The organism is Sphingomonas aerophila, from assembly GCF_014199305.1.
Lineage (GTDB): Bacteria > Pseudomonadota > Alphaproteobacteria > Sphingomonadales > Sphingomonadaceae > Sphingomonas > Sphingomonas aerophila.
In genome coordinates, this window is sequence record NZ_JACIJK010000001.1 from 459297 (window position 1) to 484828 (window position 25532).

A 25532-nucleotide genomic window follows, 5' to 3' on the forward strand; every position below is an offset into this window, starting at 1 on the left:
CCCACGAGTAGGAAGAACGGTTCGTGTCGCTAAACGAAATCTTCGGATCGGCCTTGTCCGGACTTGGGGCTGCCCAGGCCGGCTTGCGAACCGTGTCAAACAACATCGCCAACGTCGGCACGCCGGGTTACGCGCGCCAGAAGCTGTCGGTCACCACTGCCGTCTCCGGTGGCAAGGTCAACGGCGTCACTGTCGGCGAAACGAGCCGGGTGGCGGACCGCTTTCTGGAAACCACGGTGTACAAGCGCGCCGGCGATGTGGGGCAGGCGGACGTCACCTCCTCCTATCTCGACCGATTGCAGGCGCTGCTGGGCGCTCCAGGAGCGGACTCCGGCCTGCCCGCACAGCTCGACGAAATACGATCGTCTGCGATTGCGATGACGGCCGACCCGAGTTCGGCGCAGGCGGTGGCAGGCTTCACCAACAATGTGCAGGACGCGATCGGGTCCATGCAGCAGCTCTCAAGCGACGTTTCCGCCCTCAGGGGCGACGTCGAGTCCGCCGTGGGCCAGAGCGTCGACCGTATCAACGCGCTTTTGGTGCGGGTTCATGGACTGAACGACGAGGTCGCGCGCCTTGAAGGCCTTGGTCGCAGCACCGCCGGCCCCGCCGATCAGCGCAATTCGGCGTTGGAAGAACTCGGCGGCCTCATGAAGGTGTCGGTTCGTGACCAGCCGGATGGGCGCGTCACGGTTGAAACTGCCTCTGGCCTGCAGCTTCTAGACCGCCGGTTGCGTCAGCTTTCCTACCCCTCAGCCGGCGGCGGCATCGCACAGCCCGACTACCAGGGCATCGAAATCCGGTTTGCAGAAGCGAATGGTCAGATAGGACCGGCAACGGGCGACAAGATCGATTCCGCGTCGGTAGGTGGCCGGCTGGGCGGATTGCTGGACCTGCGCGACCGCTCCCTGCCCGCCTTTGCCGAAAAAATGGGCGTGCTGTTTGGCGGCCTTGCAGAAACGGTGAACGCCGTTTCGAATGCCGGAACCACCGTGCCCGCCCCTGCCGAGCTCACCGGCAACACGACGTCGCTGATCGGGGGCGACCGGCTAGGCTTTACCGGAGCGGCAACATTTGCGGTGACCTCTGCGAATGGTACGCTGGTGGCCAAGGCGCGCGTGGACTTCGACGCACTCGGCGCCGGCGCAACTATCGACGACGCCGTTGCCGCAATCAACGCGGGGCTGGGCGGGGCAGGCCAGGCCAGCTTTGTTGATGGCAAGCTGACGATCCGTGCCAGCGGTACGGGAAACGGGATTTCGATTTCCCAGGACCCGAACAGCCCGAGCGCCCGTGGTGGCGTGGGCTTTTCGCAGTATTTCGGTCTGAACGATCTGGTACGCAGCGAAACAAGCACGCTGACGCCCTCTGGCTTCGTCGCCGCGGACCCCACGGGTTTTGGCACAGGCGAGACGACGGAACTGGTGCTGCGCGACTCAACAGGTCGAGCGGTAACTCGCTTCACCCTTACAGCGGCCAGTGGCGATACGTTCGGTGACGTCGTGAACCGGCTGAACCAAAGTCCGCTGGGCGGCTTTGGCAGCTTCGCGCTGGACACAAAGGGACGTCTGCAGTTCGAGCCATCCCCGGGCGTACCGGGTGCTACGCTCTCGATTCCGTCCGACTCGACGAGCCGTTATGGCTCGGGCCGGCCTTTCTCAGCCATCATGGGCCTGACAGGGGCGGAAAGCGGCCTGTCGAGCGCGGGCGTGCGTCGGGATATCCTGGGTGATGCGTCCAAGCTGCCGCTCGCGCGCCTTCAGGAAGGCGTAGCGGTAGGCGGCAAGGCGTTGGGTGCCGCTGATAATCGCGGTGCAGCCGCGCTTGTTGACGCGCTGGCCGGCCAGGTTGATCTCGGCAAGAATGGTAAGTCGACGCTGGACCGATTTTCCAGCCTCTTAATGGGTGAGGCCGGCACGCAGGCCAGCCGTGCGGCGGAAAGCCTGGCGGATGCCAGCGCTCGCCAGAGTGACGCCGTGAACCGCCGCGATAGCTATTCGGGCGTCAATATCGACGAGGAACTCGCCAACATGGTCGTGCTCCAGAACAGCTATTCGGCCTCTGCGCGCATCATCACCACCGCCACCCAGATGTACGACACGCTCATCGCGATGATGGGCTGAAAGGAAGCGTCATGACTCGCATCGCTACCATCCCGCTTCAGCAATCCATGTCGGACGCGATCCAGCGATCCCAACAGAAGCTGGCGGTCAGCCAGGCCCAGCTGTCGACAGGCAAGAAGGCGCCCGACTTCGCCTCGCTTGGTGCGCAGGCAGTGCGGAACCTGTCCGCGCACTCGCTGGTCTCGCGCGAAAAGGCGCATTCCGAGGTTGCCAGTCAGGTCGGGACGACCTTGTCGATCTATGACTCCAACATCTCGGCAATCGAGACAATGGCGAGTGATCTGAAGCAGAGCGCTACGGCCGCTATCGGCACCCAGGACTCGACGGGGTTGCAGGATGCGATCAACGCGGCCTTTGCCCAGTTCCGTTCCAGCATGAATGCCACGGCGGGTGGCGTACCGATCTTCTCCGGTTCGCAGACAAGTTTGCCGTTCACGCCTGAAAAGCTTGCCGACACGGCTGGCCTGGCCCCTTCCAACGCTTTCACCAACGACCAGGTTCGCGCTTCGGCAAGGGTCGGCGACGGGATCGACGTGCAATACGGAGTGACGGCGAGCGAGCTGGGAACGGACATGTTGGCCGCGTTCCGCACCCTCGCGGAGGCGGGGACGTTCGGCGATCGGCCGACTGAGGCCCAAACACAGGCATTGAGAAGCGCCATTGGCCAGATCGGCGATGCACTCGGCAACATTCGCGGCGTCAATGCCGAGAACGGCCGCAAGCAGGCACAGCTCGAGACACTGGGCACGCGTGCCGACCAGCGCAGCCTGATCTATCAGGATGTCATCGGTCGCAACGAGGACGCCGACCTTGGGCAGGTAGCGATTGACCTCGCCCAGCAACAGGCAGTGTTGCAGGCGAGCTATGTCGTTTTCGGTAAGCTGTCCGGACTAAGCCTGGCCGACTATCTGCGCTAAGCAGTTACGCCGGGCAGCATCCCGGGGCCAGAGCTGAACAGCAAAACGCCGGCGCGATTGCGCCGGCGTTTTTGTTGGGTGCGGAGCGGAACGGTGGGGGCGAGCGTCAGCTCACCCCGCCGGTTTTGGAGAAGCAGACGCAAGTTGTGGGGAAGGCGCGTCGGCCGCGAGCAGGTTCGCGATCTGTCCGGCGGGGCTGGTGGACGGCAGCGATGCCATGGCATCGGACAGAGCCGACGGGTCGATTGTGCTTACCGGCTGGGTCAGGACGTTGAAGGTTGCCGCAGTTGGCAGCCTGGCAAAGGACACCGCATAGCGTGACTTCAGTTTCGCCAAACCGCCTTCCTGCCCCAGCATAGCAAGTCCGATTGCATGGCGGAGCACGATCGTCTGCTCGACATCGTTCAGGGCTCCCGGCGCGGGCAAGTCCGCTTCACCGGCCGCCACCAGGTTCTTCCAGTCGTGCTTTTGCCAGAACATTTCGGCGGTGATCCGTTTGCCGTCCGGCACGTCGTCCAGGACGGCCAGGGCTTCGCTGGTGCGGCCGAGCAGGTGCAGCGCCACTGCCTCGATCCGGTGGCGGTCCTGCAGCATCTGATCGGGATAGAGCACGCCATTGGTGCTGCGCAGGGCAGCCAGCGCCCGGTCTGGACGTCCAGCCAGGATCTGCAGGCTGGCAACCCGGACCGACAACGGCCCTTGCGCGATGTCCTGGGCTCGCGCGGTCATCTGATATTGCAGCAGTTCCGCGGCGCGCGCGTACAGGCCGGCGGCCTGCAACCGACTTGCGAGGTTGTTGACCAGGAGATCGCCTTCCCCACCGGCCGGGGCAAGATCGCGGAACTCCCAATAAAGCCCCGCGGCCTTGTCGAGCGGCACGCCGCTGCCAGGAGCAAGGGAGGCGGTGAATTGCGCCCGTAGGGCTGCAAGCGTCGGGGCCGCTTCCGTACCCAGGCGGAAGTAACGGAACAATGCGGCACCGGCCGACAGCGACCGAGCGGTATAATGCGCACCGGCGCTGAGCTGAGCTGTCATGAGGAGCGCTCGCTTCTCGATATCACCGCCGCGCCAGGCGAAGCGGATATGGTCGAGCTGCTTCAAGGCGCTTGCCGGGGCCAGTGTCTTGGAGGCGACCGCGCCTTCAAGCGCGCTAAGCTTCGCGTCCATCTGCTCTTCGGCCGTGCCGCTCAGGCCCACGCGGTCAAGGCGGAGCCGAGCTTCCTGCATCTTACCCAGGGCAAGATAGGCGCGGCCCCGAAGGAGATTGGCGGCAGGGTCGCGGTCGCGGAGCTGGGCGAGCCATTGAACCGCCTGCGCAGGCATGTTGGCGGCCAACGCTGCGCGCGACGCGGCAAGAACAAAGGGAGCGCGCTCCCGAACGGTGCGTGCGTTTATGGCAGGAAGAGCACCGTTTACCTGCGACAGGGCGGGGCCGGCGAGCCCCGCCTCTCCCATGCTTCGCATCCGCCACGCGCATGCCTCTGCATTGGTGGTCAGGGCGGCCCCACCGAGCGCATTCAGTGCGTCAGCATAGCGACCGAGCTGAGTCAGGGCGGCGCCCCGGGCAAGCTGCCAGCTGTCCACCAGCGCCAGATCGGGATCGTCGCTCTTCATCACGTCAAGCACGCTGAGCGCTTCCGCGCCCAGACCCTGCCCGATCAGACTGCGGACATAGTTCCAGCGCGCTTGCTGCCGCCCGTCGGACGCAGCGCTGGCAAGCGCCGACCACGCTTTGTCATAGGTCAGAACGGGCCAGGCGTTTGGCCCCGAAAGCGTGGGCTGCTCGGCAAGCTGGGCGGCGAATCCGGGAAAGCGAGCGTGGGCTGACGCCGGTGCGGACGCAACTGCCATTGTGGTCGGCGCAACGTTGGAGAAGGCATCGCTTGACGACTGGACGGCGGCGGTCCGCACGTCCGCTGGCGTTGCATGTCCCGCTGGCATGACGGCAGCGACCAGCAGGAGAATAGGTTCAATCTTCGCCATTACAGCAGGCCCAGCAGCGGCAGCGCCGCCCCGCCGATTGCGCAACTCGCCAGGAACAAAATGGCGAGCATCAGCCCCGCCCTTCCGGTCCGGGCGGGCACCGCGCCGGCCGGGGCGGCTACACGCCCGCCCTCATTTGCTACTGTGACCGCATTAGCGCCATCGCCCCGCCGGCGCTGGGGCACGGGCGCGGCAGCAATGGTGCCGCCGCTGACGACGCGCATGCGTCCGGGTTTCTGATCCTGGCTCATCATTTGTCCCGAAAAGAAGACTATTCTTCTATTATAGAGGAAAGGCGCCCGTTGGTTCGGCGCCCGTGCAGAGTTGCCGGAGCCATTGATGCGAAACCTTGTCCGTCTTGCCCTAGCTTCCTCGCTGGTCGTGCCGACTGCAACCGCGTTTGCCTCCGGGGGCGACAGCGGCGTGCATCTGGTCACGATGGATGAGATGAGCGTACCGATCGTCGATGGCACGCGCACCGACGGTATCTTGCGGTACCAGATCGTCATCGAGGCAAAGGACGAGGCCGCCGCGCATGAGCTGACAGCAAAGGCTCCGCTTCTGCGTGCCGCATCGCTCAGCGCGGGCATCGAGTTCGCGCGACTTTATGCTTCGCCCATGATGCCGGTCGATGCGGGCCGGCTTGCATCGGACATGACGGCTGCGTTGAAGGCGCAAGACCCCCGGGTAGCGCGCGTGCTGCTGGTCAAGGTGATGGCGGTCCGCGCCTGATTGTTCATGGGGCAGGTGTTGGTGTGCGATCCGGCGTGAGCCAAGTCCCGGCCGTTCCACCGCAGCGCAGCGGAGCTATCTAAAGTCGCGTTTCCCCACCGGTGCCTCACTTCGCGGGCGCAATCGCATCCCTGCACAGCCGCGCGCTCCAACCATTTTTGGCATCAGGTCGAAGCTCGCGAACGAGCGCATGATGAGAGTCGGGCCGATGTCGCCGCACTTGCCAGCACTCTGCGAATTGCTGGCAGTGTTGCGGCGCCATCAAGCGAACCCGCCTGGATTCAGGCCGTCCTGGATCACCGGTTACGTGCATGGGACCGTCGTTATGACTAACAACAAACCGCGCGATCCCTCAGTCGCCAAAGTGCCTTAGCTGACGACGCGAAGCGTTTAGTCCAGCCACGGTGTAGCGCGGGAGGAGATTTGCCGACAGTTCAGGCCGCAACCGTTGCCCGTCAGCGGTGCGCCGGGCGGGCCTGGTCAGGGAAGCGTACGCTGAACGATGTTGCGCCGCGCCCCTTCACCGATGGCCAGCCCGCGCGCGGAGAGGGCTGCTTGGCCGGCCCCTCATATGCCATTGCGCTGAGTTGCATGGCTGACCGGCCCCTGCTCGCTTTCAAGGCCGGAGTTCAGGCGACGTGCACCAATGCCCAGGTCAGGGGCGAGCTGCGATTTGACGCGGCGGCGGTGACGAGACCGCCCCGCGCCGTGCCAACGCCATGCTCAACGCCGCAGCGCCCTTCGGTGTCATCGCACCCAGGATCATGGCGGTGGAACGCTCGCGCATTTTCTGCGCCACCTTCATCTGAACATAAAGGTCGAGACGCTCAAATACGACCGCTGCCTGGGCGGGCTTCATCGCCTGATAGATGCGCGCCAGGTCATCGAACTGGTCCGTTTGTTCTTCCGCGCGGTTGTTGCTGCGGCTCTGGGGTTGAGCGGCGGCCGCGTTTGCCTGTTGCCGGGCATCGAGATCGGCTTTCAGGCGTGCTTCGGCAGCGCGCGTCGCCTGCTCGCGAAGGTCAAGCGCACGATTGCGCTGGGCGGCCGCACGATCGCGAGAGTCGAGGTCGTGGTCTATAGCGACGCCTAGCCGCGTCTGCGACGCTTCAATGCCGGCGTCCGTTGGAGATGCCGCGCTGACCCCATTGGCAATGGCCGAGGCTGCCGCGACAGCGGCGGTGAGCGCCAGGAGCGAGGGTCGACCGATCATGCCGCCACCTTTGCGTCTTCACTGGCATCCGCGTCGGCTTCAGCGCCGTCTGCGATGCTGGCCCGATTGGCGTCGGCGGCTGCCTGTACAAGACGTTCGGCGGTGTTGTTCGCGATCTCGATCATCACGCCCAGCTCGTCGGCCATGCTCTTGCCCTCGTTTAGAACGCGGGCGTTCCCGGCACACTCCACCAAAGCTGCCTTTAGCTCCGACAGGACGGAACGCGCCTGAACAGTGGATCGGTCAAGGGCAGTGACTACATCGGTCAGCGCGCCTTCCTTTACAGCTTTCAGCGACCGCATCATGCGAACGCTCTGTACCAGCACGGCGATGCACAGTGCCATGGTGAGGATGTTGGTGATCACGGCGAAATTCATGCCCGGATTTCCTTGGCAAGGTCCGCGACAAGGCGGATTGCGATGTTGTTGCGGCGCTGGCCGATATGAGCGCGGCCCAAAGTAACACCGCCGCATTGAAGTTTGAGTGCGTCATTGGGGCTTTGGTGAAGAGTAACCGTGTCGCCGACCTTGAACTCGCTGATCTGCTGAAGCGTCAGCAACTCCTCGCCCATCACCACGTCCACCATGACTTGGGTGTTGCGGATCTCCGACGCCATATGCGCTTCCCATACATTGTCGCCCGCGAACTTCTCACCCATGAACCGCTGGCCAAGCTGATGGCGCACCGGCTCGATCGTGGCATAGGGCAGCAGCACGCTGAACTTGCCGCCGCGGCCCTCCATGTCGACGCGGAACGTCGCCACCGCGCAGATATTGGTCGGGGTGGCAATCGCGGCGAAGCGGGGGCTGGTCTCGATCCGCTCCAGCTTCATGGTGTTGGGCGTGATCGGCATCATTGCCGCGCTCATGTCCGACAACGCGAGCTCAAGCATCCGGGCGACCAGGCCCGTCTCGATGCTGGTGAAACCGCGCCCATCGATCACCAGCGGCGCCGCGCTGCGGCGGCCGCCCAGCAAGGCATCTACAACTGCGTAGATCAGGCCGGAGTCGACCGATATCAGGCCATAGTTTTCCCATTCCTCGACCCTGAACACGCCAATCATGGCCGGCAGCATCACCCGGCTCATGAAGTCGCCGAAGCGAATGGTGCTGATCTCCTCCAGGCTGACGTCGATCGCGTCCGATGTCAGATTGCGCATGGAGGTCGCAAAAGTGCGGACCATGCGGTCATAGACGACTTCCAGCATCGGCAGCCGTTCGTGGCTGATGACGTTGGACTCGATAACCGCCTTTACGCCGACCTTTGTGGGTGTCGGAGCACTCAGATCGCCGAACAGTGCGTCAATGCCCGCCTGGTCGAAAGTCGCATCGCTGCCCATCGCCATCACCGGCGGATCGGGCAAGGCGAAATCGTCGAAGTCGTCGCTCATTGCTGAACAAGGTCCTGAATGAGAACGTCTTTCACATAGCCGGTGCCCAGCGTGGAGTTGGCGCGAACCAGCATCTCTTCCTTGATGCGAAACACCGCGGCGGAGCCCGCCAGATCCTCGGGTCGAAGCTCGCGAAGGAATGGTTGATAGGCATCCAGGAGCAGCGGCAGTTTGCCGGTCAGTGTGTCGGGCGTAGCCTTTGCGCCAGGGACCAGCATGAAATGCAGCTTGATGAAGTGGGTCCCGCCATCTGCATTGCGCAGATTGACGACCATGGCTGGCACGTCGACGAACTGGTCGGCGCCCCCTTCGCCATGGCCGCCTTCCTCCTTGGCGGCTTCACCATGGTCAGCCTCGGCGGTGTCGGCGGCCTCGGCGTCCTTGCCACCCATGAACGCATAGGCGCCGCCGCCGCCGCCGAGCAGCAATACGCCGGCCGCGGCAGCGATGATCATCCGCTTGCGCTTGTTCGGCTTGGCTTCGGCGGCATCTGCGGCCCCGCCAACCACGTCCGTGCTGACTTGCTTGTCTTTCGCCACTGCGTCTTCGCCTCTTTCGCCACCTGCGCTGCAGGCCGTTGATTTTGCTCCGGAGCGAACCCGCCCCGCGATTTCCATTCTATTATAGAGGGGCGAGCGGGCAGTTTTTGCCTAGTCGCAGCGAAAACGAATTTTTCCAGAAGGCTCCGGATGGACATCTCCTCCTATGTGCTGCTGAGCCACGAACAGGCGCTTCGGCGAAAGCTGGACGTGGCGGCCAACAACATGGCGAACATGAGCACGGCTGGCTTCAAGCGCGAGCAGCCTGTTTTCCGCGAATTTGTTGAGCGGGCCGACAAGGCGATGGTGCCTGACGCCAAGCAGACCTCGTTCGTGCTCGATTTCGGCCAGATCCACGACACGGCCGCCGGCAGCTTCGAAGCGACCGGCAACCCGCTCGACGTGATGATCGACGGACCGGGTTACTTGGCCGTGGAAACGCCTGAGGGCGGCACGGCCTATACGCGCGCAGGCTATATGAAGGTGTCGGACAGCGGCGACCTGATAACAGCCGGCGGCCAGCGCCTTCTGGGCGAGGGCGGCAAGCCCATCAACGTGCCTCCAGAGGAGCAGGCTGGATTGACCGTCATCGCTGACGGCACGGTGATGGGGCGAAGCGGTCCGCTGGGTCGCATTGCGGTAACCGTGTTCGACGACGAACGCGGCGTGGATCCACGCGGTGATGGCCTTTTCGATGCGCAAAACGGTCGCGAGCTGGCGAGTTCGGAAACCAAGCTTCGCTCAGGCGGTATCGAGAGCTCCAACGTGCAACCGATCGTCGAGACTACTTCGATGGTTGAGATCCTGCGCGCTTATCAGACCAGCGTGCAAATGAACCAGAGCCTGTCCGACATGCGCAAGAACGCAATCGACCGGCTCGGCCGCTTCACCTGATCCTCATAACTTCACCCATCCAATCGAAAGGTAAGCCATGCGCTGTCTATCCACTGCCAGCACCGGCATGCTGGCCCAACAGACCAACGTCGACACCATCTCGCACAACATCGCGAACATGAACACGACCGGCTTCAAGCGCCAGCGGGCCGAGTTCCAGGACCTTCTTTATCAGAACGTGTCGCGGCCAGGTGCCTCGACCGGCCCTGACACAAAGGTGCCGACCGGCATCCAGATCGGCCTGGGCGTTAAGACCGGCGGAATCTACCGCATCAACGAGCAAGGCGCTCTGCAGCAGACCGATAACCGCTACGACCTTGGCATCCAGGGCCGCGGCTATTTCCAGGTCACCATGCCGAGCGGCGAGACCGCTTACACCCGCGACGGTGCGTTTCAGCTGTCCGACCAGGGTGAGATCGTCACGCCAGACGGTTATCCGGTCCAGCCCGGCATCACGGTCCCGCAGGACGCAGTGGACGTGTCCATCTCCAAGACCGGACAAGTGCAGATCAAGACCGCTGGCGCGCCCGAGATGCAGACGGTTGGCCAGCTTCAACTCGCAACCTTCGTGAACGAAGCCGGGCTGGAAGCGCAGGGCGGAAACCTGTTCCTGGAAACCGCGTCATCGGGCCAAGCGACCGTGGCCTCGCCGGGTGATCCTGGGCTGGGCACGCTGCAGCAGGGCTTTGTTGAAGCGTCGAACGTCAATCCGGTTGCCGAGATCACCGCGCTCATCACTGCGCAGCGCGCTTATGAGATGAACAGCCGCGTCGTGAAAACGGCGGACGAGATGCTGTCCACAACGAGTCAGCTGCGTTGAGCCGTTTCGCCGTCATTGCGGCGCTGGCGGTCGGACTGGCGCCTGTGCCAGCTGTCGCACAGGCGCGCGCTGCCGTTGTGGAAGTCCCCGTGCTGGCCCGCGCCGTACCTCGCGGAGAGGTGCTGGGGCGGGATGACTTCACCGACGAAGAGCGTTCGGCGGCGCAGGCCCGCAATGCTCTCGCCGTTGCCGACGCGATTGGGCGGGAGGCAGCGCGCACGTTGCCGGCAGGCACGGTGTTGCGGCCGACCGACGTGGTCGCCCCCCGGCTGGTCCGGCGCGGGGAGCCCGTTTCCATCACCATCCGTTCGGGCGGACTGTCGATTGCCACACAGGGACGCGCGCTGGCGAGTGCCGGCGCCGGGGACCATGTCCGCGTGGTCACCACCTCCACCAATCGCACCCTCGACGGTGTCGTTGACGGGCCGGACGCCGTGCGCGTCGTCGCGCCTTGACCGTTCAGCGGAGTAGTTATCCCATGAAGAAGATCGTTGCCCTGGCGCTTGTCACTGCGTCGGCCGCCACTTTGTCCGGTTGCGGTGCGGTGGGGCGCCTTAAGGCAGTGGGCAAGGCACCGCCGCTGACGGAGGTCGGTCAGGTCGAGGCGCCCTTTCTGGAACGTTCGCTTGGCGAGTCCGGCTCTGCCCAGCGGCGGGAGACGGCTACTCCTGCGGGAGTGGTGCAGGCACCCAGCGCATCGCTGTTCCGGGCGGGCGCCGGGTCGTTCCTGAGCGACCAGCGCGCGTCCCGCGTCGGCGACATTTTGACGATCCGTATCAACGTCGCCGACCGGGCGGAGGTTGGCAACAGCAGCTCTCGCACGCGAACGGGGTCTGAGAATGCCAGTGTCGCGTCGCTGCTGGGGCTGGAAAAGCTCCTGCCGGGTAATGGCGCCAACCTTGCCAACACCAGTTCCGATTCCAAGAGCAGCGGCGGCGGCAACATCAGCCGAAGCGAAACGATCAACATGACCATGTCGGCGATCGTCACGAACGTTTTGCCGAACGGTAATCTTGTGATCCGCGGGCGGCAGGAGGTTCGGGTGAACTTTGAGCTGCGGGAGCTGATCGTGACGGGCGTCGTTCGTCCGCAGGACATCGCGCGAAACAACTCGATTCTTCACAGCCAGATTGCGGAAGCGCGGATCAGCTATGGTGGGAGAGGGCAGCTTAGCAGCGCGCAGCAGGCACGCTGGGGGCAGCAGATCTACGACGCGCTGTTTCCGTTCTGAGGCCCACCCCAGGCCAGTCATATGCCATGTCGGGCGCCGCGGGACACCCCGCGGCGCCCGATCTCGTTTGGCAGGTCGGAAAGGCTTAATCGTAGTTAACTGCCTGTTAACTAACAAAAAAAGTGCGCAATACGCTCACCCGGTCGATTTTCTTCCCATGATGTAATCACAGGCCGCAGGGGCGGCCGGTCGAGGGCCAGCGATCTGGCCCATGACCGCAGAAGCGGTTTACAATCCAGAAGGAAATTACCATGGCAATGTCAGTCAACACCAACGTCGGCGCGATGGCAGCTCTCCAGAGCCTGAACAGCACGACCAAGGGTCTGGCCCAGGTTCAGAGCCGCATCAACACCGGCCTGAACGTAAGCTCGACCAAGGATGACTCGGCCAAGTACACTGTTGCGCAGAAGCTGCGTGGCGACATGGGTGAACTGTCGGCGGTGAGCTCGTCGCTCAACCGTGCGAAGAGCACCACCGATGTGGCCGTTGCTGGTGCCGAGCAGGTTTCCGACCTGCTCAACCAGATGCAGTCCAAGGCGAAGGAAGCGTCGGACACCGGCATCGACAGCAACAGCCGGGCGGCGATCACGAAGGACCTGAATGCTCTCAAGCAGCAGGTCGAGACGGTCATCGAGTCCTCCAGCTTCAACGGCACCAACCTGCTGAAGGGCGACACCACCGACTCCGGCAAGGTTTCCGCGCTGCAGTCGCTGTCGTCGACCGGAGCTTCGGGCACCCTGACGGTTGCCAACCAGGACTACACCGCGAAGGCGGCGACCGGTTTTGGTAAGGCAGTTGGCGCAGACATCACCCTGGCTAGCGGTGCAGAAGCCGACACCCTGATGGGAACGCTGAAGACCTTTGCCGGGGAAGTCCGGTCGAGCCTCAGCGATCTGGGTTCTGCGTCGCGCAAGATCGACGGTCAGCTGAGCTTCAACAGCAAGCTGAGCGACGTGATCGAGGCTGGTATCGGCAACATGGTCGACGCCGACCTCGCCAAGGAGTCGGCGAAGCTGCAGGCTCTGCAGGTCAAGCAGCAGCTTGGTGTGCAGGCTCTGTCGATCGCCAACCAGGCGCCTCAGTCGATCACTTCGCTCTTCCGTTAAGGGCATGCGGGCCCCGCCCGCATCCCCAACCCGGGTGGGGTCGCACTTGGAAGCCGGAACGGGAAACCGTTCCGGCTTCTTTGCGTACGGCTGGATCGTCAGTCCAGGCGATGGTGAAGCCTTTCTTACCTTTTCCTTGTCCGGGCAGGCCTTGGGCACTGCGCACCTCCTATAATGAAACAAAGAGGAGGCGTTGTTGTTCGCAAGGGTCAGGGAGATCACCGATTCACTGGGCGGTCGCCTAAGAATTGCCATCGAGTCTCAGCCGCAGGGTGGGAGGGTCGTGCTGGAACGACCCAACCTTCGCGGTAGCGCGCGCGCGGTGCTCGACGTTTATGGCGTGGAGCTGTTGTGGGGGTACATCATGGCTGCCCGCGTCGCCGGCGACCAGGACCTGCCCGATGAATGTACCGATGGCGAATGCACCACCCGCATCCGGCTCGCACGCGCTCCACGGCCAGCGATCGCCTTGATCCAGGCCGGGCTGGAACGCCCATTCCAAGTACCAGCGACCTTCTGGGACAGGCTTTACGCTGAGCTCTGCCTGGTGCTGGCGCACGTCCGTGCGCTAGACCGTCAGGCTAGCAACCAGGGGACGCCATGTGTGGGGCGCGGCGAGCTGCTGCCCTCAAGCCGGCAAACGACGGTTTAGAACGTCGAGGTTCAGGCTTCCTAAGGCCTGAACCCGCGACAGCGTCAGGCTTTACCGGTTCAGCGACAACACAAGGGTGCTTGGTTGGGCTGCAGCAGGATGACTCAAGAGCGTCGGCTGGGCAGAGGGCAGCGCGTCGCAAATCAATTCACGAAACGTCGGCGTCGCGGCGAACTTCGGCAGCACTATACGGTACCCGTGATACACCGGGCTGTTCGATCCAAGATGTCATGGGCCTGCCGACGGCAAATCCCAGCTGCAGCCCACGTCCGCTGTTGCTCATCTCGCGACAGGATCACTCACCAGGGATAGGGTGGCTTGTATCCAGGCTCAGACGACATCGCCAACGCCAAGCCCGCAGGTTCCCTGCTTGCCCTCGTTCCTTTGTTGATACGGCTTGGCGGGTGCAAGCGCTGGACCCAGAACCGTCATGGATCATGCGACTTTTGCAGGCGCGTAGCTCATCCTCGAATTGCGAGTGATGTAACGCGGGCGGCCGAGCGTCTGACCAGCGGTATATGCTCGAAATTTTATCTGGCAGATGCGGAAACGGCGCCGTGGCTCGGCATGCGTGGGCGCAGGCCGAGGGCGGCGAACGGGCGCCGGCGAGAGCAAGTAACATGGCTATCGCGAAGCGACTGCTCGCAGGCGCCTCACTGCCAACTGGCCCAGGCCGCCTCTCGCCAGGGACATCGAGCCCGGCATTGGCGAAGGCTTATCTCTGCTAAGCTTGTCAGAAGCGACAATCGGCTGCCGAGGGTCGCTTCTGCGACACCATCGTCGGGCTCCCCGGCGGCTGGCGGCGCTTTGCCGCCACAATCGCCGCCGTGGGTCTCTGCTTTTTTGTCTCGCGGCCTCGATCATCTTTCCGCGCGCGCCGGCTGTTGCGAACAACGCTGCAACCCGAGGCCGACGATAAGAGCGCGGCTAAGGTCAAAGTCGCGTGTTGAGCGCGATCGGCGTAGCTTGAGCAGTCTGAGACATGCCACCGTCCGCACCGTAGGTAGCTCTCGTCGTGCCCGTAAGGCGCTGCACTTCAGCGGCCACCGCGCTGATCATCTCGGCGGATAGCGCAATTTGACGGCTGATCACGTCGGCGTTGACGGAGGCTGTATCAAGCAAGGCGGCGATTGCTGCACATAGCCGCTGGCGTAGTTCGGGCTCCAGTTCGCGCAGCCAGTCGGGGTTCTCCCGGTTGCGGCGGGCCATCTCCTGGTCCAGCAAACCCACCAGGCGCACCTTCGCGGCAGAACATTCTTCAATGTCGCGATGAAGGCCGGGCTTGGTCAGACGATCGCTCTCCTCCTCCATCAACGCGGTGAGGGAAAGAACGGTGTCGAGGATGTCAGTCATGCCTGCCCTCCTTGCAGCTTGATTATCTGGTTGAGCACCATGGGAGCGAGGCCGATCCCGCCGCGCTGGCTGATCGCCGTTCCAAGCTTCTCGGCGAGCACCCCGCGGAACATCTCCTCGCCATGGCCGCCGGAGAACTCGCCGTCCGGCGTGGCGGTTTCCATCATCATCTGCGTCATCTGCCCAACAAACACGGCTTCGAACTCGCGCGCTGTCTTGGTCGCCGCGGCCGTGCCCTTGTTGGCGGTTGCGGCATTGACCGAGGGAAGGCGCGGGCCGGTCGGCAGCGCGGGCGAAGGGGTGGCGATCTCGCGTATCATTGTACCTCGATGTCGGCCTGAAGGGCGCCGGCCGTCTTGATTGCCTGGAGAATGGTGATGAGGTCGCGTGGGCTGACACCCAGGGCGTTGAGGCCGCTGATCAGCGAGCGGAGCGACGCGCCCGTGCCAACCATCGCCAGAGAGGCACCGCCGCCGTCGTCCACCGAAACCTGGGTGCGAGGCACCACCGTGGTCTGCCCCTGCGACAGGGGTGCGGGCTGTGACACTTGCGGCGCTTCAGTCACGCTGATGGTCAGACCGCCCTGTGCGATCGCGACCGGGCTGATCCGCACGTCGGCGCCCATTACCACAGTGCCGGACGCCTCGTTGATGACAATGCGCGCCGGTTGGTCGACCTCGACCGCGAAGTTCTCGACCTGCGCGAAAAGGTCCACCACGCCACCGGTGACGCCACCAACCGGGGCGATCTGCACCGTTGCAGGGTCGAGCACCTGCGCCGCACCGGGAAAGCGGTTGTTGATCGCGGCGGCGACCCGACCGGCAGTGGTAAAGTCGGGGTTTTTCAGGGCCAGCTTTAAACTGGTGGAGGACCGCAGTGCGAAGGGTACTTCGCGCTCGACAATCGCGCCGCCGGCAATGCGGGCCGAGGTGGAAACGCCCCGGCTGACGCTTGCCGCGGCGCCTTGTGCGCGGAAGCCGGAAACAGCGACCGGCCCTTGCGCAACGGCGTAGATTTCCCCGTCCAGCGCGCGCAATGATGAGATCACCAGCGTGCCACCCTGAAGGCTGGTCGCGTCGCCAATCGCGGAAACCTGCACGTCGATACGGGATCCGGCACGCGCGAACGGCGGCATCGTCGCCGTGACGGACACGGCAGCGACGTTTTGCGTCCGCATCTGCGAGCCACGGACGTTGACGCCCATTCGCTCCAGCATCGCTTGCAGCGATTCCTCGGTGAACGGGGCATTGCGGATGCGGTCGCCCGTGCCCGGAAGGCCGACCACCAAGCCATAGCCGACAAGCTGGTTCGGGCGGACGTTCTCGACGTCGACGATGTCTTTGATGCGGTTACCGGCACTTGCGGGGCTGGCCCCCCATAGTGCCGAAAACGCCATCAACGCGATCCAAAGAAGTCGAACATGCATATTCGCGCGGGCTTTCGTGGAAAATTGCCTTGCTTCTCTTATAGAGTGATTAGGGCCCCCGGCCGGGCGGGTTGAGGAGATAAAATGCGGATCGCCGGGTTGCCTCCCGCCATGCAGCAAGGCTTGCTTGCAGCGCTCGCCAAGGCAGGCGAGGATTTCACCAGCGCCGTAAAGGTCGTGGAGACACGCGCTGGCGCGGCCCTGCCGCCGACCGTCGCTCCACTGGCGCAGCCGGCCACGTCAGTCGAGATGTTGGTGGCGCTTGCCGCGGCGGAGCCACTGGTGGAACGGCGCCGCAAGATGGCCGAAGCAACGAACCGCGGCCTGGCGCTGCTGGAGCGGCTGCATGCCAAATTGCTTGCCGGCGCGCTCGAGCCCGAGCTGGTCGAAGAGCTCGTTGAGTGGTCGGAAAGCTTTCAGGCGCCAGAGAACCCGCAGCTGGCCGCGCTGGCCAGCGAAATCGAAGTGCGGGTGCGAGTCGAACTCGCGAAGCACGAGATGCGGGTATAAAAAGAAGGGCGGGGCAGCGGCTCCGCCCGTTTCACAAGATGCGATTTAGGCGAGGCGGCAGATCTTCTGCCACCCCTGCGCTCAACCGCGACCTAGGGCCGTCTTCAAGAGCGACTGCTGCTTGCGATAAAGGTTCGTCATGGCTGTGAAATCAGCCTGCACCTTGCTCATGCGCAGCAACTGGTCTTCCAGCGTCACGTTGTTGCCATCGGGCTTTGTTTCCGAGATGTCCTTGTCCATCACGATATTGCCCGCCTGGATCGGCCGTGCTCCCAGGGCGGACATGCCGCTGGTGATCTGGACCTGTGGACGCGCAACACTTGGCACGCCGGACTGGCCCTGCTGAGCAAGAAGGTCACTGAAGTCAGGCGCTTCAACTTCGCGCGATTTGTAGCCGGGCGTTTCGCTGTTGGCGATATTCTGCGCCAGCACGCGCTGCCGCTCGGCGAGATGTTTCATCTCGCGGCCGATGCCGTTCATCAAAGCTGGAAGAGTTGAAGACATCGGATCAGAATCCCAATAAGCCGCTTGAGGCTTGGCTGCTGGAGAGGCGATCAAGCGCCGCTTGGTAGTTGGCCATCTGTGCCGCCTCTCGCGAGTTGGTGCCCGCGCCCGTCACACCTCCGTTGACGCGCGCCGCCTTGATATCATCCCAATATAGAGAGCGAAAACCGGTTTGGGTCATCGACAGCGCCTGCTTTATGCGGCCAAGCGCGACCTTGGCGTCGTCGGCTGTTGTGATCCCCAATGCTTCTGACAGATCCAGGCCGTAGCGTCCGCCCGGCGTAACAGCTGGGGTCTTGGCCGTAGTCGTGACGGGAACGGTGACCCGCGCTTCGGGCAGGCCGAGCTTCGTCAGCGCATCCTTGCCGTCGGGTCCGGCGATGAACTGGATGGACGTGCCCGCCACGGGCTCGATGCGCAGGACATTGCCGTCCCCGCTCTTGGGCGTGGAGACTGTTGCCTTTTTTCCAGTGATGGCGCGGATCCGGTCGGCAAGGGTCGTCAGCGTGTCGTCGGCGGTAACGGTGAACTTACGTACCGCCCCATCACCAACGCGGATGGAAAACTCATCCCCCGGCCGCAACGAGGTCTGCGCCACCAGCTTTGCGGAGTCCACCGCGGTAAGCGCGCCACGGTGCAGACCCAGCGCGCCCAGGACGGTATCGCCTCCTGATGCGCCCGACACCCGAACCGGCTCGCTGCGAAGGCCCGATTGACCGAACTGGCTGGTGTTTTCGACCGCGCCATTGCCCGGGTCGATGCGGCTGACAAAGCCATCCACCGTCCCCTGCCGATTGCCGTTCAGGCTACCGGTAGTGCGTCCGCCAGCATAGATGTCGCCGTTCAGGAAGGTGACACTGTCGACCTGGTCATCTCCTGCGCTGCCGAGATAGGTGATCGCCGAACCACTCATGCCCGCATCGATCCGGGCCACGAAGCCGTCGCGACCACCACTAGGAGCATTGACCTGAGTTCCTGCAACTGTGGCGCTCGTAGCGCCCGCGACCGCGATGCTACCATCGGCCGCGACGGCGATAGCACGCGCGTCGGTGCTGGCGCCCAGGCTGAGGTTGGACAGATCGCTGGCGAGATTGGACGAGTCCAGCCGGCGAAGCACAGAGCCCATCCCCTCACGCGTGAGGGCGAGGAGTTGGCCGTCATTGTCGATTGCGAGTGCGGTGACCCGGTCCGTGCTGCCACTATCGATGGTGCGGCGCTCCATCAGGGCGCCCGTGGCGCTCAGGCGCGCGATGAATGCGTCGCCGTTGCCCCCGGACGATTGCCCGCCGACAAAGATCGACCCGTCTGCACCGACCGCGACGGCTCCTGCGCTATCCGCGCCGGCCGAGCGTACCAGCTTGGCAAACTTCTCGTCGCCATTGGCGTTGAAGCGGGCGACCAGCATGTCGCCGTCGCTGGATGATCCATCAAAGCTGCCCGTCACCGTGCCGGCGACCACGATGTCGCCATCAGGCCCGATCGTCACCGCTGCCCCCTCGGCAGTTCCGGCGGCCCCCAGGCTTCGCTGCCAAACCTGCCGGCCCTCGCTGTCCAGCTTCAGCAGAACCAGGTCGTTTCCGCCGTCTGATCTGTTGCTGCCCAGGTCGCCGTTGGTCGTCCCGACCACATAGCTGAAACCCTGCGCATCGGTGGCGATGCCCGCGGCCGTCGTGGGGGCGAGAACCTGCGGGGCCGGCGCGGGCGCGGCTGCCGTCTTTGTTGTTGTTGCGACCGGCTTATCGGCCGCGATGATCTCCGCCTTTTCGGTCGCGTTCCTGTCTACCGCGGCGATCGTGCCGAGCATCGAACGGCTCATCGTGCCGCCCGCGTCACCGATCCGCATGATCCGGGTCGCAGTGGGGCTGTCCACATCGGTGACGCCGCTGGCGACCATCACCGCGTCGCGTGCACCGACCTGGTCGATCGAGACCTGTTCAAGTCCATTGGTTTTCAGCAGCAGGCCCCACTTTCCGGTGCCCTTGTCAGCGGAAAAGGATACGCCTTCCCAGCGCTGCTTAGGATTGCCGTCGGTGCCGAGCACCACGTTGCCGGATGCGTCACGCGCCGGAACGGCGGCAATGGCCGCGTTGATGGCGGCGGCAACACTGTCCAGCGTCGGCGGCTGCTGAGTTCCGGTCAGGTCCACGACAACGCTGTCGGTCGCAGTGGTTCTGGACAGCGTGACGCGGAATTGCTCGGTGCCCGTCAACCCGGCCAGCGGTGCATCGCGAGCGTCAGAGATACCCTTGCCCGCCACCTCCGTCGTGACGAGCCCGGCAGGCGCCTTAACCGATACGCTTTCTGCGCGGCGTGCCGGCTCACCAAAGGCCAGCGTCAACTGGCTGGACGGGGCCGTGCTCAGATATGTTTTGAGGTCCTCGAGTCCCTTGGCGAATGTCGCATTCAGCTGTGTCCGTTGCGCCGACGATGTCGTTGCGGCCGTGGCTGTCTCCGCCAGCAGGCGGAGCCGGTCGAGCGCCTTGTAGCTGGTGAAGGCGGTTTGCACGTCGCCGGGCAGCGCGTCGTTACCGGTCGCGGGCTTGTCGATCAGCGTCTTCATCGCGCGGATCGCGGAAACCTGGCTGGACACTGAAGTTGACGGCGCCGCCTGCTGCCATGGCGCTGTGGCGGCCGGGGTGGTGAACAGTGCCTTGGCCAATCGCACGGCGCGCGTGTCCATGGTGGCGGGCGACGATGACGCGCCGAACGTCAGGAAGCTGTTGCTTCCCGTCAGCATACTCAGCCCAACAAGGCTGCTTGAGAGATTTGCCATCGTGTCCGTCCGTTTCCGCCGTTCTGCCGGCACTCTCCTATAATAGGTGTAAACAAGCTCTTTCGGCGCAGTTGCCGCACTGGCTTTTAAGTTCCTCTCAAGGAGACCTGGTCTACCATGTCGCTGATGGCCCCGATCGCCGAACCGCCCGAACTGAAGCGCTTTTCCGGTCCGCAGCGTGCGGCTGCACTGATGCTGGCGCTCGGCAAGGATCATGGCGCGCCAATCTGGGAACAGTTGTCGGTGGACGAGATCAAGGAGCTGTCCTCCACCATCGCGCAGCTCGGCCGTATTCCTTCGGCTGTGGTCGAGCACCTTCTGGTCCAGTTTTCGGGCGAGGTGTCCAGCATGGCATCCCTGCACGGATCCTTTGAATCCACCGAACGGCTGCTTTCCGGCGTCGTGCCGGAAGACCGGTTGAAGGAGATCATGGAGGAAATCCGCGGTCCGTCGGGTCGGACGATGTGGGACAAGCTGTCCAATGTCAGCGAAGCGGTGCTCGCCTCTTACCTCAAGAACGAATATCCGCAGACCGTCGCAGTGATCCTGTCGAAACTGCGTGCCGATCATGCCGCGCGCGTGCTCGCCGAACTGCCACGCGACCTGTCGGTTGATGTGATCCAGCGTATGCTTCGCATGGACCCTGTGCAGAAGGATGTGCTGATCCAGATCGAACAAACGCTTAAAAGCGAGTTCATGAGCAACCTTTCGCGTGCGCAACGCCGCGATCCGCACGAAGCCATGGCGGAAGTGTTCAACGCCATGGATCGGTCGACCGAAGAAGCGATGTTGACTGAACTCGACCATCGGTCGCCGGAAGCAGCGGAGCGCATTCGTTCGCTTATGTTCACGTTCGAAGACCTGGGCACGCTGTTGCCGGCGGCCATCGGCGTGATCGTCAAGCAGGCGGACAAGCGACAGATCGCGCTGGCGCTGAAGGGGGCACCGGACGAGCTGAAGCAGCTGTTCTTTGGTACCATGACCGAGCGGTCGGCCAAGCTGATGCGCGACGACATGTCCGCGATGGGGCCGGTCCGGGCCCGCGACTGCGAAGACGCGCAGAACGTACTGGTGCGTCTTGCAAAGCAGCTGGCGGATGCTGGCGAGATCATGCTCGTCGATCCGCGCAGCGAAGACGCGATGATCATCTGAGGTAGTTGTGGACCAATCGCTAAACATCCGGCCCTTTGCCTTTGACCGCATCTTCGCGATGCCAGCGGCGGCAGACCCATCGCTCAGGGCCGAGGATCTTCAGCTGCAGATCGTCTCGTTGGAAGCCGAACTGGAACGGATGCGGGCCGATCACCTGGCAGCATTGGCGCTGGCGCGGGCCGATGGTTTCGATGCTGGCCTTAACCAGGCGCGTGGCGAGGTTCAGGCCGCGCTGCTGTCCGCCGTTGACGCGTTCCAATCCACACTTGAACTTACCGACGCGAGAATTGAGGAGATCAACACCCGCGCCACTCAGGATGCTGCTGGTGTGGCACTTGCCGCGGCCGAGATGTTGGCGGCTCGCGCTATTGCCCATGATCCGAGCCTTGCCATCGACGAGGCGATCGGCCGCGTGTTGAAGCAGGTCGCGCGTGGTCAGGATGTCTGGGTGCGCGTCCATCCGACATTGGTGGAGGAGCTGGAGAGGCTCGTCGGCGAGCGGCAGAGCCGCGATCGGCGGCGCTTGAACCTTCATGTCGTGCCTGACGACAATGTGCTGTCGGGAGATGCGCATATCGAATGGGACCAGGGCGGCCTGACGCTTGAAGCTGCCGAGCGTGCGACCGTCGTTCGTGCGGAACTGGAGAGCCTGCTACCGTCAAGCTGACGTGTGCGGGTACCTCCGCCTTTCTCCCTGATCCCTGCAAACCCGCCGCGGCTACGCCCGGCGGGTTTGTTGTTTGCGACAGGCCGAACGCCCGCACGGCAAAAAATGCCTAGCGGCAGAAACTGCCGGCCCATTGGCGTCCTATAAAACAGGAGAAGGGCTCGCGGCCCTGTCACCAATGCGGGGTTTGTTTTGGACCAGTTGCGAGCTTTCGTCGCCCAGATCGGGCAACGACGACTGATGATGATGGGCGGCGTCGCTGCGGTCCTGCTAGTGGCCATGGCGGCCCTTGCCTTCCGCGGCGGCTCTTCGGAAATGGGCTTCCTGTATACCGACCTTGATCCGTCGGCCGCCCAAACCATTGCCGAAAAGCTGAAGGGCCAGAATGTGCCGTTCCAGTTGTCGGCCGACGGCACGTCCATCATGGCGCCGCAAGACAAGCTGCCGCAGCTGCGCATGGACATGGCCGGCGAGAAACTTGGCGGCAAGATTGGCTATGACGTGCTCGACGAGGAAGAGCCATTCGGCGTTTCCGCCAGCCGTGCCAAGATGAACGAAACCCGCGCGATCGAGGGCGAGCTCTCCCGTTCGATCCAGAGCCTGGATGGCGTGCGCAGCGCCCGGGTGCATATCGTCATGCCGGAACGCGACATGTTCGCAACCGAGTCTCGCAAGGCCACTGCCGCGGTGACCGTAAAGACCAGCGGCCGCCTGTCCGGGGAAGCCGTGGAGTCCATTCGTTATCTCGTGGCGTCATCTGTTCCCGAGCTTTCGGCGGAGTCGGTGTCGATCGTCGATCAGACCGGCGCTCTGCTGGCGCGGGCAGGCGAGGCGGGTGCCTCCGGTGGCGGAGCGGACGAGCGCCAGACCTCCGTAGAAGGCAAGATGCGCGACCAGATCGTCGCGCTGCTGGAGCCCATCCTGGGGCAGGGCAAGGTACGCGCGGAAGTTTCGGCGCAGATCGATCGTGACCAGACGCGCGAAGAGTCGGATGTGTTCGATCCCGATAAGCAGGTGATTGCGCATCAGGTCACGGTGGAAAGCCAGGACCAGAACAGCGAAAGCGATGCCAAGGCCGAACTCGCCAGTGTCGCTACCCAGCTTCCCGAGAACCAGGGGCAACCTGCAAGCGCCGGCGGCGGCAACACCCGCAACGCCGCCCAGAAGCAGAACTCCGAGGACACTACCTTCGACAACAGCCGCACGCACAGCGTGAAGCTGCGCGGGCCGGGCAACATCACCCGCCTGTCGGTTGCGGTGATGGTGGATGGCGGGGCCAAGGGCCTGCCGCAGCCGCAGATCCAGCGCATTCAGCGCCTGGTGGAAAATGCCGTTGGCATCGACAGCGAGCGCGGCGACAGCGTGGTCGTGGAGAGCATGAAGTTCGCGGGCGACGACAGCCTGGCCGACAAGCAGACCGGCTTCTTCTCTACCCTGACGCCCGGTCAGATCATCAACCTTCTGGAAGTGCTGGCAGCAGGCATCTTCGCCCTGATCGCGTTGCGGATGTTCCGCTACAAGCTGATCCCGGCTGCCGAGGCGGAACCGGCCGCCCTCGAGGGCCTGCTCGCTTCTCAGAATCCTGAGATGCTGGCCCTCGCCGAGCAGGCTGCTGACGGTGACGCAGACGCGCTGCAGCGGCTGGAAGCGATGCAGCAGGGCCATGCTGACGTACAACTTCTCGATCAGGAGATCGCGCTGGCTCAGGTCGACGGCCGCATCAAGGCATCTGCCCTGAAGCGCATCGGCGACGCGATCAGCGCCAGCCCCCCTGAGGCCGCGGCCGTGATCCGCCAATGGATGAACGCATAATGGAACCCGCCATGAACCAAGACATCGATCTTCTTCCGTCCGACTCTGCTGTTGATCGCTCAGGCATCTCGCTGGACGAATTCGGCATGCCGGATCACGCGGAGGAAGGGCAGGGCGCACGCGGTCTGGAAGCGGTGCACGACGTTCAGGTAAAGGTGCAGGCGGTGCTTGGACGCGCGCGCATGCCGATCGGTGAGCTGCTTCGTCTTAAGAAGGGTACCGTGGTTGAGCTGGACCGGCGGGTTGGCGAGCCGGTCGACATCTACGTCAATGATCGCCTGATCGCCCGAGGCGAGGTGGTCATGATCGACCATTCACTCGGTGTGACCTTGACTGAGATCGTGCGTCCAGACCGCTGAGTGATGGAGATGGCCGATCCTATTCGCCTGCTGCTGGTAGGCGCCCCGCACCGGTCCGAGTTCCGCACCGCCGCCGGCATGGCGCGGGACGCGGGCGCGGAGGTGACGCTGGCCGACACGCCTGCAGGGGCGCTGGCCCACTTGCGCGTCAGCCATGCCGGCCTGGTGATGATTGATGTGGAGCTGGATATAGTGGAACTAATGGCCCAGCTGAAGGCGGAACGGTTTGCCGTCCCGGTGCTGGCATGCGGCATCAATGCGTCGGCTGACCGGGCCGTTGCAGCCATTCGAGCCGGCGCGCACGATTACCTGCCGCTGCCGCCCGATCCCGAGCTGATCGCCGCCGCGCTGACCGCCGTTGTTCCGGCGCCCGCGGTGGAGATGGTCGGCGAAGATCCTGCCCTGCGGCACGCCGTCGCCTTTGCCCGGTCGCTGGCGAACAGCAGCGCACCCGTGCTGATCTGCGGTGAAGCGGGCACGGGCAAGGAAATGATGGCGCGTGCCATCCACGCGTACTCCGGCCGCCCCGGCCGGTTCCTTGCGGTGGAATGCGCTGGCGTGGCCGCCGAGGTGGTCGAAGCCGAATTGTTCGGCCATGAGGCCGGTGCCTTTGCGGGTGCAGTCGCTCGCCGGCTTGGTCGCTTCGAGGAAGCGAACGGCGGAACCCTGTTCGTGGCCGATGTCGATTGCCTGGCGCCCGTTGCTCAGGGCAAGCTTCTGGCGGCGCTCGATAAAGCCGGTTCACGCCGGGTGGCTGGGGGCGCGATCGTTTCGACCGACGTTCGGCTGATCGCCAGCACCCGCCGCGACCTCCAGGCGATGGTCGGCGAGGGCAGCTTTCGCGCCGACCTGTTCGCGCGCCTCAACATCGTTCGCGCCGGCCTGCCCCCCTTGCGCGAGCGCGCGGCCGACATCCCGTTGCTGGCACGTCACCTGGCCGCGCGGCTGGCCGCGACGCATGGACTGGTCCCAAGGCCCTTTGCTGGCGAGACGCTGACGCTGCTCGGTGAGCACGAATGGCCCGGCAACGTGCAGGAACTGGAGAACGTAACGCACCGCGCGCTCCTCCTCGCCACCGGCTCCACCATCGGCCCCGAGGCGATCGTACTGAACGATGGCGCGCGCATCGTGGCTCGCTCGCAGCATGAGGCGCCGGCCGAGGGGGCCTGCCGCATGGAAGTGGAGGCGCTTGTTGGCCGCACTGTCGAGGAGGTTGAGCGCGAGCTGATCCTTCAGACGCTTGAGCGCTGCCAGGGCAACCGGACCTCCGCGTCGATGATCCTCGGTATCTCCGTACGCACGATGCGCAACAAGCTGAGAAGCTTCATCGAGGCGGGGATCCCCGTCGCGCCTGCCCTCTAAGACTTCACGGACGC

General features: G+C 64.1%; 26 protein-coding genes. 15 read left to right on the forward strand and 11 right to left on the reverse strand.

Annotation, left to right across the window (positions count from 1 at the left end; translation table 11 throughout):
- Positions 1–23 precede the first annotated feature (23 nt).
- Positions 24–2123: a FlgK family flagellar hook-associated protein gene (locus tag FHS94_RS02400; protein ID WP_184054210.1), complete on the forward strand. Its 2100-nt coding sequence runs from the start codon at positions 24–26 to the stop codon at positions 2121–2123.
- A gap of 11 nt (positions 2124–2134) precedes the next feature.
- A complete protein-coding gene (locus tag FHS94_RS02405) occupies positions 2135–3040 on the forward strand; it encodes a flagellin N-terminal helical domain-containing protein (RefSeq protein ID WP_184054212.1) in 906 nt (301 codons plus the stop codon).
- Positions 3041–3151: 111 nt separating this feature from the next.
- Here FHS94_RS02405 and FHS94_RS02410 read toward each other — a convergent pair whose 3' ends face one another.
- A complete protein-coding gene (locus tag FHS94_RS02410; RefSeq protein WP_221234468.1) occupies positions 3152–5023 on the reverse strand; it encodes a hypothetical protein in 1872 nt (623 codons plus the stop codon).
- A complete protein-coding gene (locus FHS94_RS02415; protein WP_184054214.1) occupies positions 5023–5274 on the reverse strand; it encodes a hypothetical protein in 252 nt (83 codons plus the stop codon). The genes FHS94_RS02410 and FHS94_RS02415 overlap by 1 nt, the downstream gene beginning before the upstream one ends.
- Before the next feature lie 88 nt (positions 5275–5362).
- On the opposite strand from FHS94_RS02415, the gene FHS94_RS02420 reads away from it, so the two are divergent.
- Positions 5363–5755 (forward strand): hypothetical protein, encoded by a 393-nt coding sequence (locus tag FHS94_RS02420; protein ID WP_184054216.1) that lies wholly within the window; start codon positions 5363–5365, stop codon positions 5753–5755.
- A 655-nt stretch (positions 5756–6410) separates the two neighbouring features.
- Here the strand turns inward: FHS94_RS02420 and FHS94_RS02425 are convergent.
- Genes FHS94_RS02425 through FHS94_RS02440 form a run of 4 tightly spaced genes read right to left on the reverse strand, consistent with a single transcriptional unit; the run spans position 6411 to position 8975 of the window.
- On the reverse strand, positions 6411–6968 hold the full coding sequence (locus FHS94_RS02425) for a MotE family protein (RefSeq protein WP_184054218.1): 558 nt from the start codon (positions 6966–6968) through the stop codon (positions 6411–6413).
- A complete protein-coding gene (locus FHS94_RS02430; RefSeq protein WP_184054220.1) occupies positions 6965–7345 on the reverse strand; it encodes a DUF6468 domain-containing protein in 381 nt (126 codons plus the stop codon). The genes FHS94_RS02425 and FHS94_RS02430 overlap by 4 nt, the downstream gene beginning before the upstream one ends.
- Positions 7342–8358 carry a flagellar motor switch protein FliM gene (fliM, locus tag FHS94_RS02435; RefSeq protein ID WP_184054222.1) on the reverse strand — a complete coding sequence of 339 codons (1017 nt, stop codon included), beginning with the start codon at positions 8356–8358 and terminating at the stop codon, positions 7342–7344. The genes FHS94_RS02430 and fliM overlap by 4 nt, the downstream gene beginning before the upstream one ends.
- A complete protein-coding gene (locus tag FHS94_RS02440; protein WP_184054224.1) occupies positions 8355–8975 on the reverse strand; it encodes a flagellar basal body-associated FliL family protein in 621 nt (206 codons plus the stop codon). Before FHS94_RS02440 ends, fliM begins: the two co-directional genes overlap by 4 nt.
- A gap of 72 nt (positions 8976–9047) precedes the next feature.
- Between FHS94_RS02440 and FHS94_RS02445 the strand changes: the two genes are divergently transcribed.
- The 6 genes from FHS94_RS02445 to FHS94_RS02470 all read left to right on the forward strand — a co-directional run bounded on the left by FHS94_RS02445 (position 9048) and on the right by FHS94_RS02470 (position 13600).
- Entirely contained in the window at positions 9048–9791 is a 744-nt protein-coding gene (locus tag FHS94_RS02445) for a flagellar hook-basal body complex protein (protein WP_184054226.1), read from the forward strand.
- 37 nt (positions 9792–9828) lie between these two features.
- A complete protein-coding gene (gene flgG, locus FHS94_RS02450; protein WP_184054228.1) occupies positions 9829–10611 on the forward strand; it encodes a flagellar basal-body rod protein FlgG in 783 nt (260 codons plus the stop codon).
- Positions 10608–11066 carry a flagellar basal body P-ring formation chaperone FlgA gene (gene flgA / locus FHS94_RS02455; protein ID WP_184054230.1) on the forward strand — a complete coding sequence of 153 codons (459 nt, stop codon included), beginning with the start codon at positions 10608–10610 and terminating at the stop codon, positions 11064–11066. Before flgG ends, flgA begins: the two co-directional genes overlap by 4 nt.
- Before the next feature lie 23 nt (positions 11067–11089).
- Positions 11090–11842 (forward strand): flagellar basal body L-ring protein FlgH, encoded by a 753-nt coding sequence (flgH, locus tag FHS94_RS02460; RefSeq protein ID WP_184054232.1) that lies wholly within the window; start codon positions 11090–11092, stop codon positions 11840–11842.
- Between the two features lie 251 nt (positions 11843–12093).
- Positions 12094–12948, forward strand: a complete 855-nt coding sequence (locus FHS94_RS02465) for a flagellin (RefSeq protein ID WP_184054234.1) — start codon at positions 12094–12096, stop codon at positions 12946–12948.
- Positions 12949–13231: 283 nt separating this feature from the next.
- The gene (locus FHS94_RS02470) at positions 13232–13600 is read left to right on the forward strand and encodes a hypothetical protein (protein WP_184054236.1); all 369 of its coding nucleotides are present in this window, start codon (positions 13232–13234) and stop codon (positions 13598–13600) included.
- A gap of 933 nt (positions 13601–14533) precedes the next feature.
- Here the strand turns inward: FHS94_RS02470 and FHS94_RS02475 are convergent.
- From FHS94_RS02475 to FHS94_RS02485, 3 genes are read right to left on the reverse strand one after another with little or no spacing between them, the layout of a single operon-like run.
- Complete coding sequence (locus tag FHS94_RS02475) at positions 14534–14953, reverse strand: hypothetical protein (protein ID WP_184054238.1); 420 nt, start codon at positions 14951–14953, stop codon at positions 14534–14536.
- On the reverse strand, positions 14950–15273 hold the full coding sequence (locus FHS94_RS02480) for a rod-binding protein (protein WP_184054240.1): 324 nt from the start codon (positions 15271–15273) through the stop codon (positions 14950–14952). Before FHS94_RS02480 ends, FHS94_RS02475 begins: the two co-directional genes overlap by 4 nt.
- Entirely contained in the window at positions 15270–16349 is a 1080-nt protein-coding gene (locus tag FHS94_RS02485) for a flagellar basal body P-ring protein FlgI (RefSeq protein ID WP_246348285.1), read from the reverse strand. Before FHS94_RS02485 ends, FHS94_RS02480 begins: the two co-directional genes overlap by 4 nt.
- Positions 16350–16463: 114 nt before the next feature.
- Between FHS94_RS02485 and FHS94_RS02490 the strand changes: the two genes are divergently transcribed.
- Entirely contained in the window at positions 16464–16889 is a 426-nt protein-coding gene (locus FHS94_RS02490; RefSeq protein WP_184054244.1) for a flagellar assembly protein FliX, read from the forward strand.
- Positions 16890–16970: 81 nt separating this feature from the next.
- Here FHS94_RS02490 and FHS94_RS02495 read toward each other — a convergent pair whose 3' ends face one another.
- Both FHS94_RS02495 and FHS94_RS02500 read right to left on the reverse strand, forming a co-directional pair.
- The gene (locus tag FHS94_RS02495) at positions 16971–17369 is read right to left on the reverse strand and encodes a flagellar basal body protein (RefSeq protein ID WP_246348287.1); all 399 of its coding nucleotides are present in this window, start codon (positions 17367–17369) and stop codon (positions 16971–16973) included.
- Between the two features lie 28 nt (positions 17370–17397).
- On the reverse strand, positions 17398–20130 hold the full coding sequence (locus tag FHS94_RS02500) for an SBBP repeat-containing protein (RefSeq protein WP_246348288.1): 2733 nt from the start codon (positions 20128–20130) through the stop codon (positions 17398–17400).
- Between the two features lie 153 nt (positions 20131–20283).
- Here FHS94_RS02500 and FHS94_RS02505 point away from each other — a divergent pair, with 153 nt between their 5' ends.
- From FHS94_RS02505 to FHS94_RS02525, 5 genes are all read left to right on the forward strand, one after another.
- A complete protein-coding gene (locus FHS94_RS02505; protein WP_184054248.1) occupies positions 20284–21318 on the forward strand; it encodes a flagellar motor switch protein FliG in 1035 nt (344 codons plus the stop codon).
- A gap of 7 nt (positions 21319–21325) precedes the next feature.
- Complete coding sequence (locus FHS94_RS02510) at positions 21326–21985, forward strand: FliH/SctL family protein (RefSeq protein ID WP_343055125.1); 660 nt, start codon at positions 21326–21328, stop codon at positions 21983–21985.
- A gap of 240 nt (positions 21986–22225) precedes the next feature.
- Positions 22226–23797 carry a flagellar basal-body MS-ring/collar protein FliF gene (gene fliF, locus FHS94_RS02515; RefSeq protein WP_184054450.1) on the forward strand — a complete coding sequence of 524 codons (1572 nt, stop codon included), beginning with the start codon at positions 22226–22228 and terminating at the stop codon, positions 23795–23797.
- A gap of 11 nt (positions 23798–23808) precedes the next feature.
- The gene (fliN, locus tag FHS94_RS02520; RefSeq protein ID WP_184054250.1) at positions 23809–24156 is read left to right on the forward strand and encodes a flagellar motor switch protein FliN; all 348 of its coding nucleotides are present in this window, start codon (positions 23809–23811) and stop codon (positions 24154–24156) included.
- A 9-nt stretch (positions 24157–24165) separates the two neighbouring features.
- Positions 24166–25518, forward strand: coding sequence for a sigma-54-dependent transcriptional regulator (locus FHS94_RS02525; RefSeq protein ID WP_184054252.1), 1353 nt, complete (start codon positions 24166–24168; stop codon positions 25516–25518).
- The last annotated feature ends 14 nt before the right edge of the window (positions 25519–25532 follow it).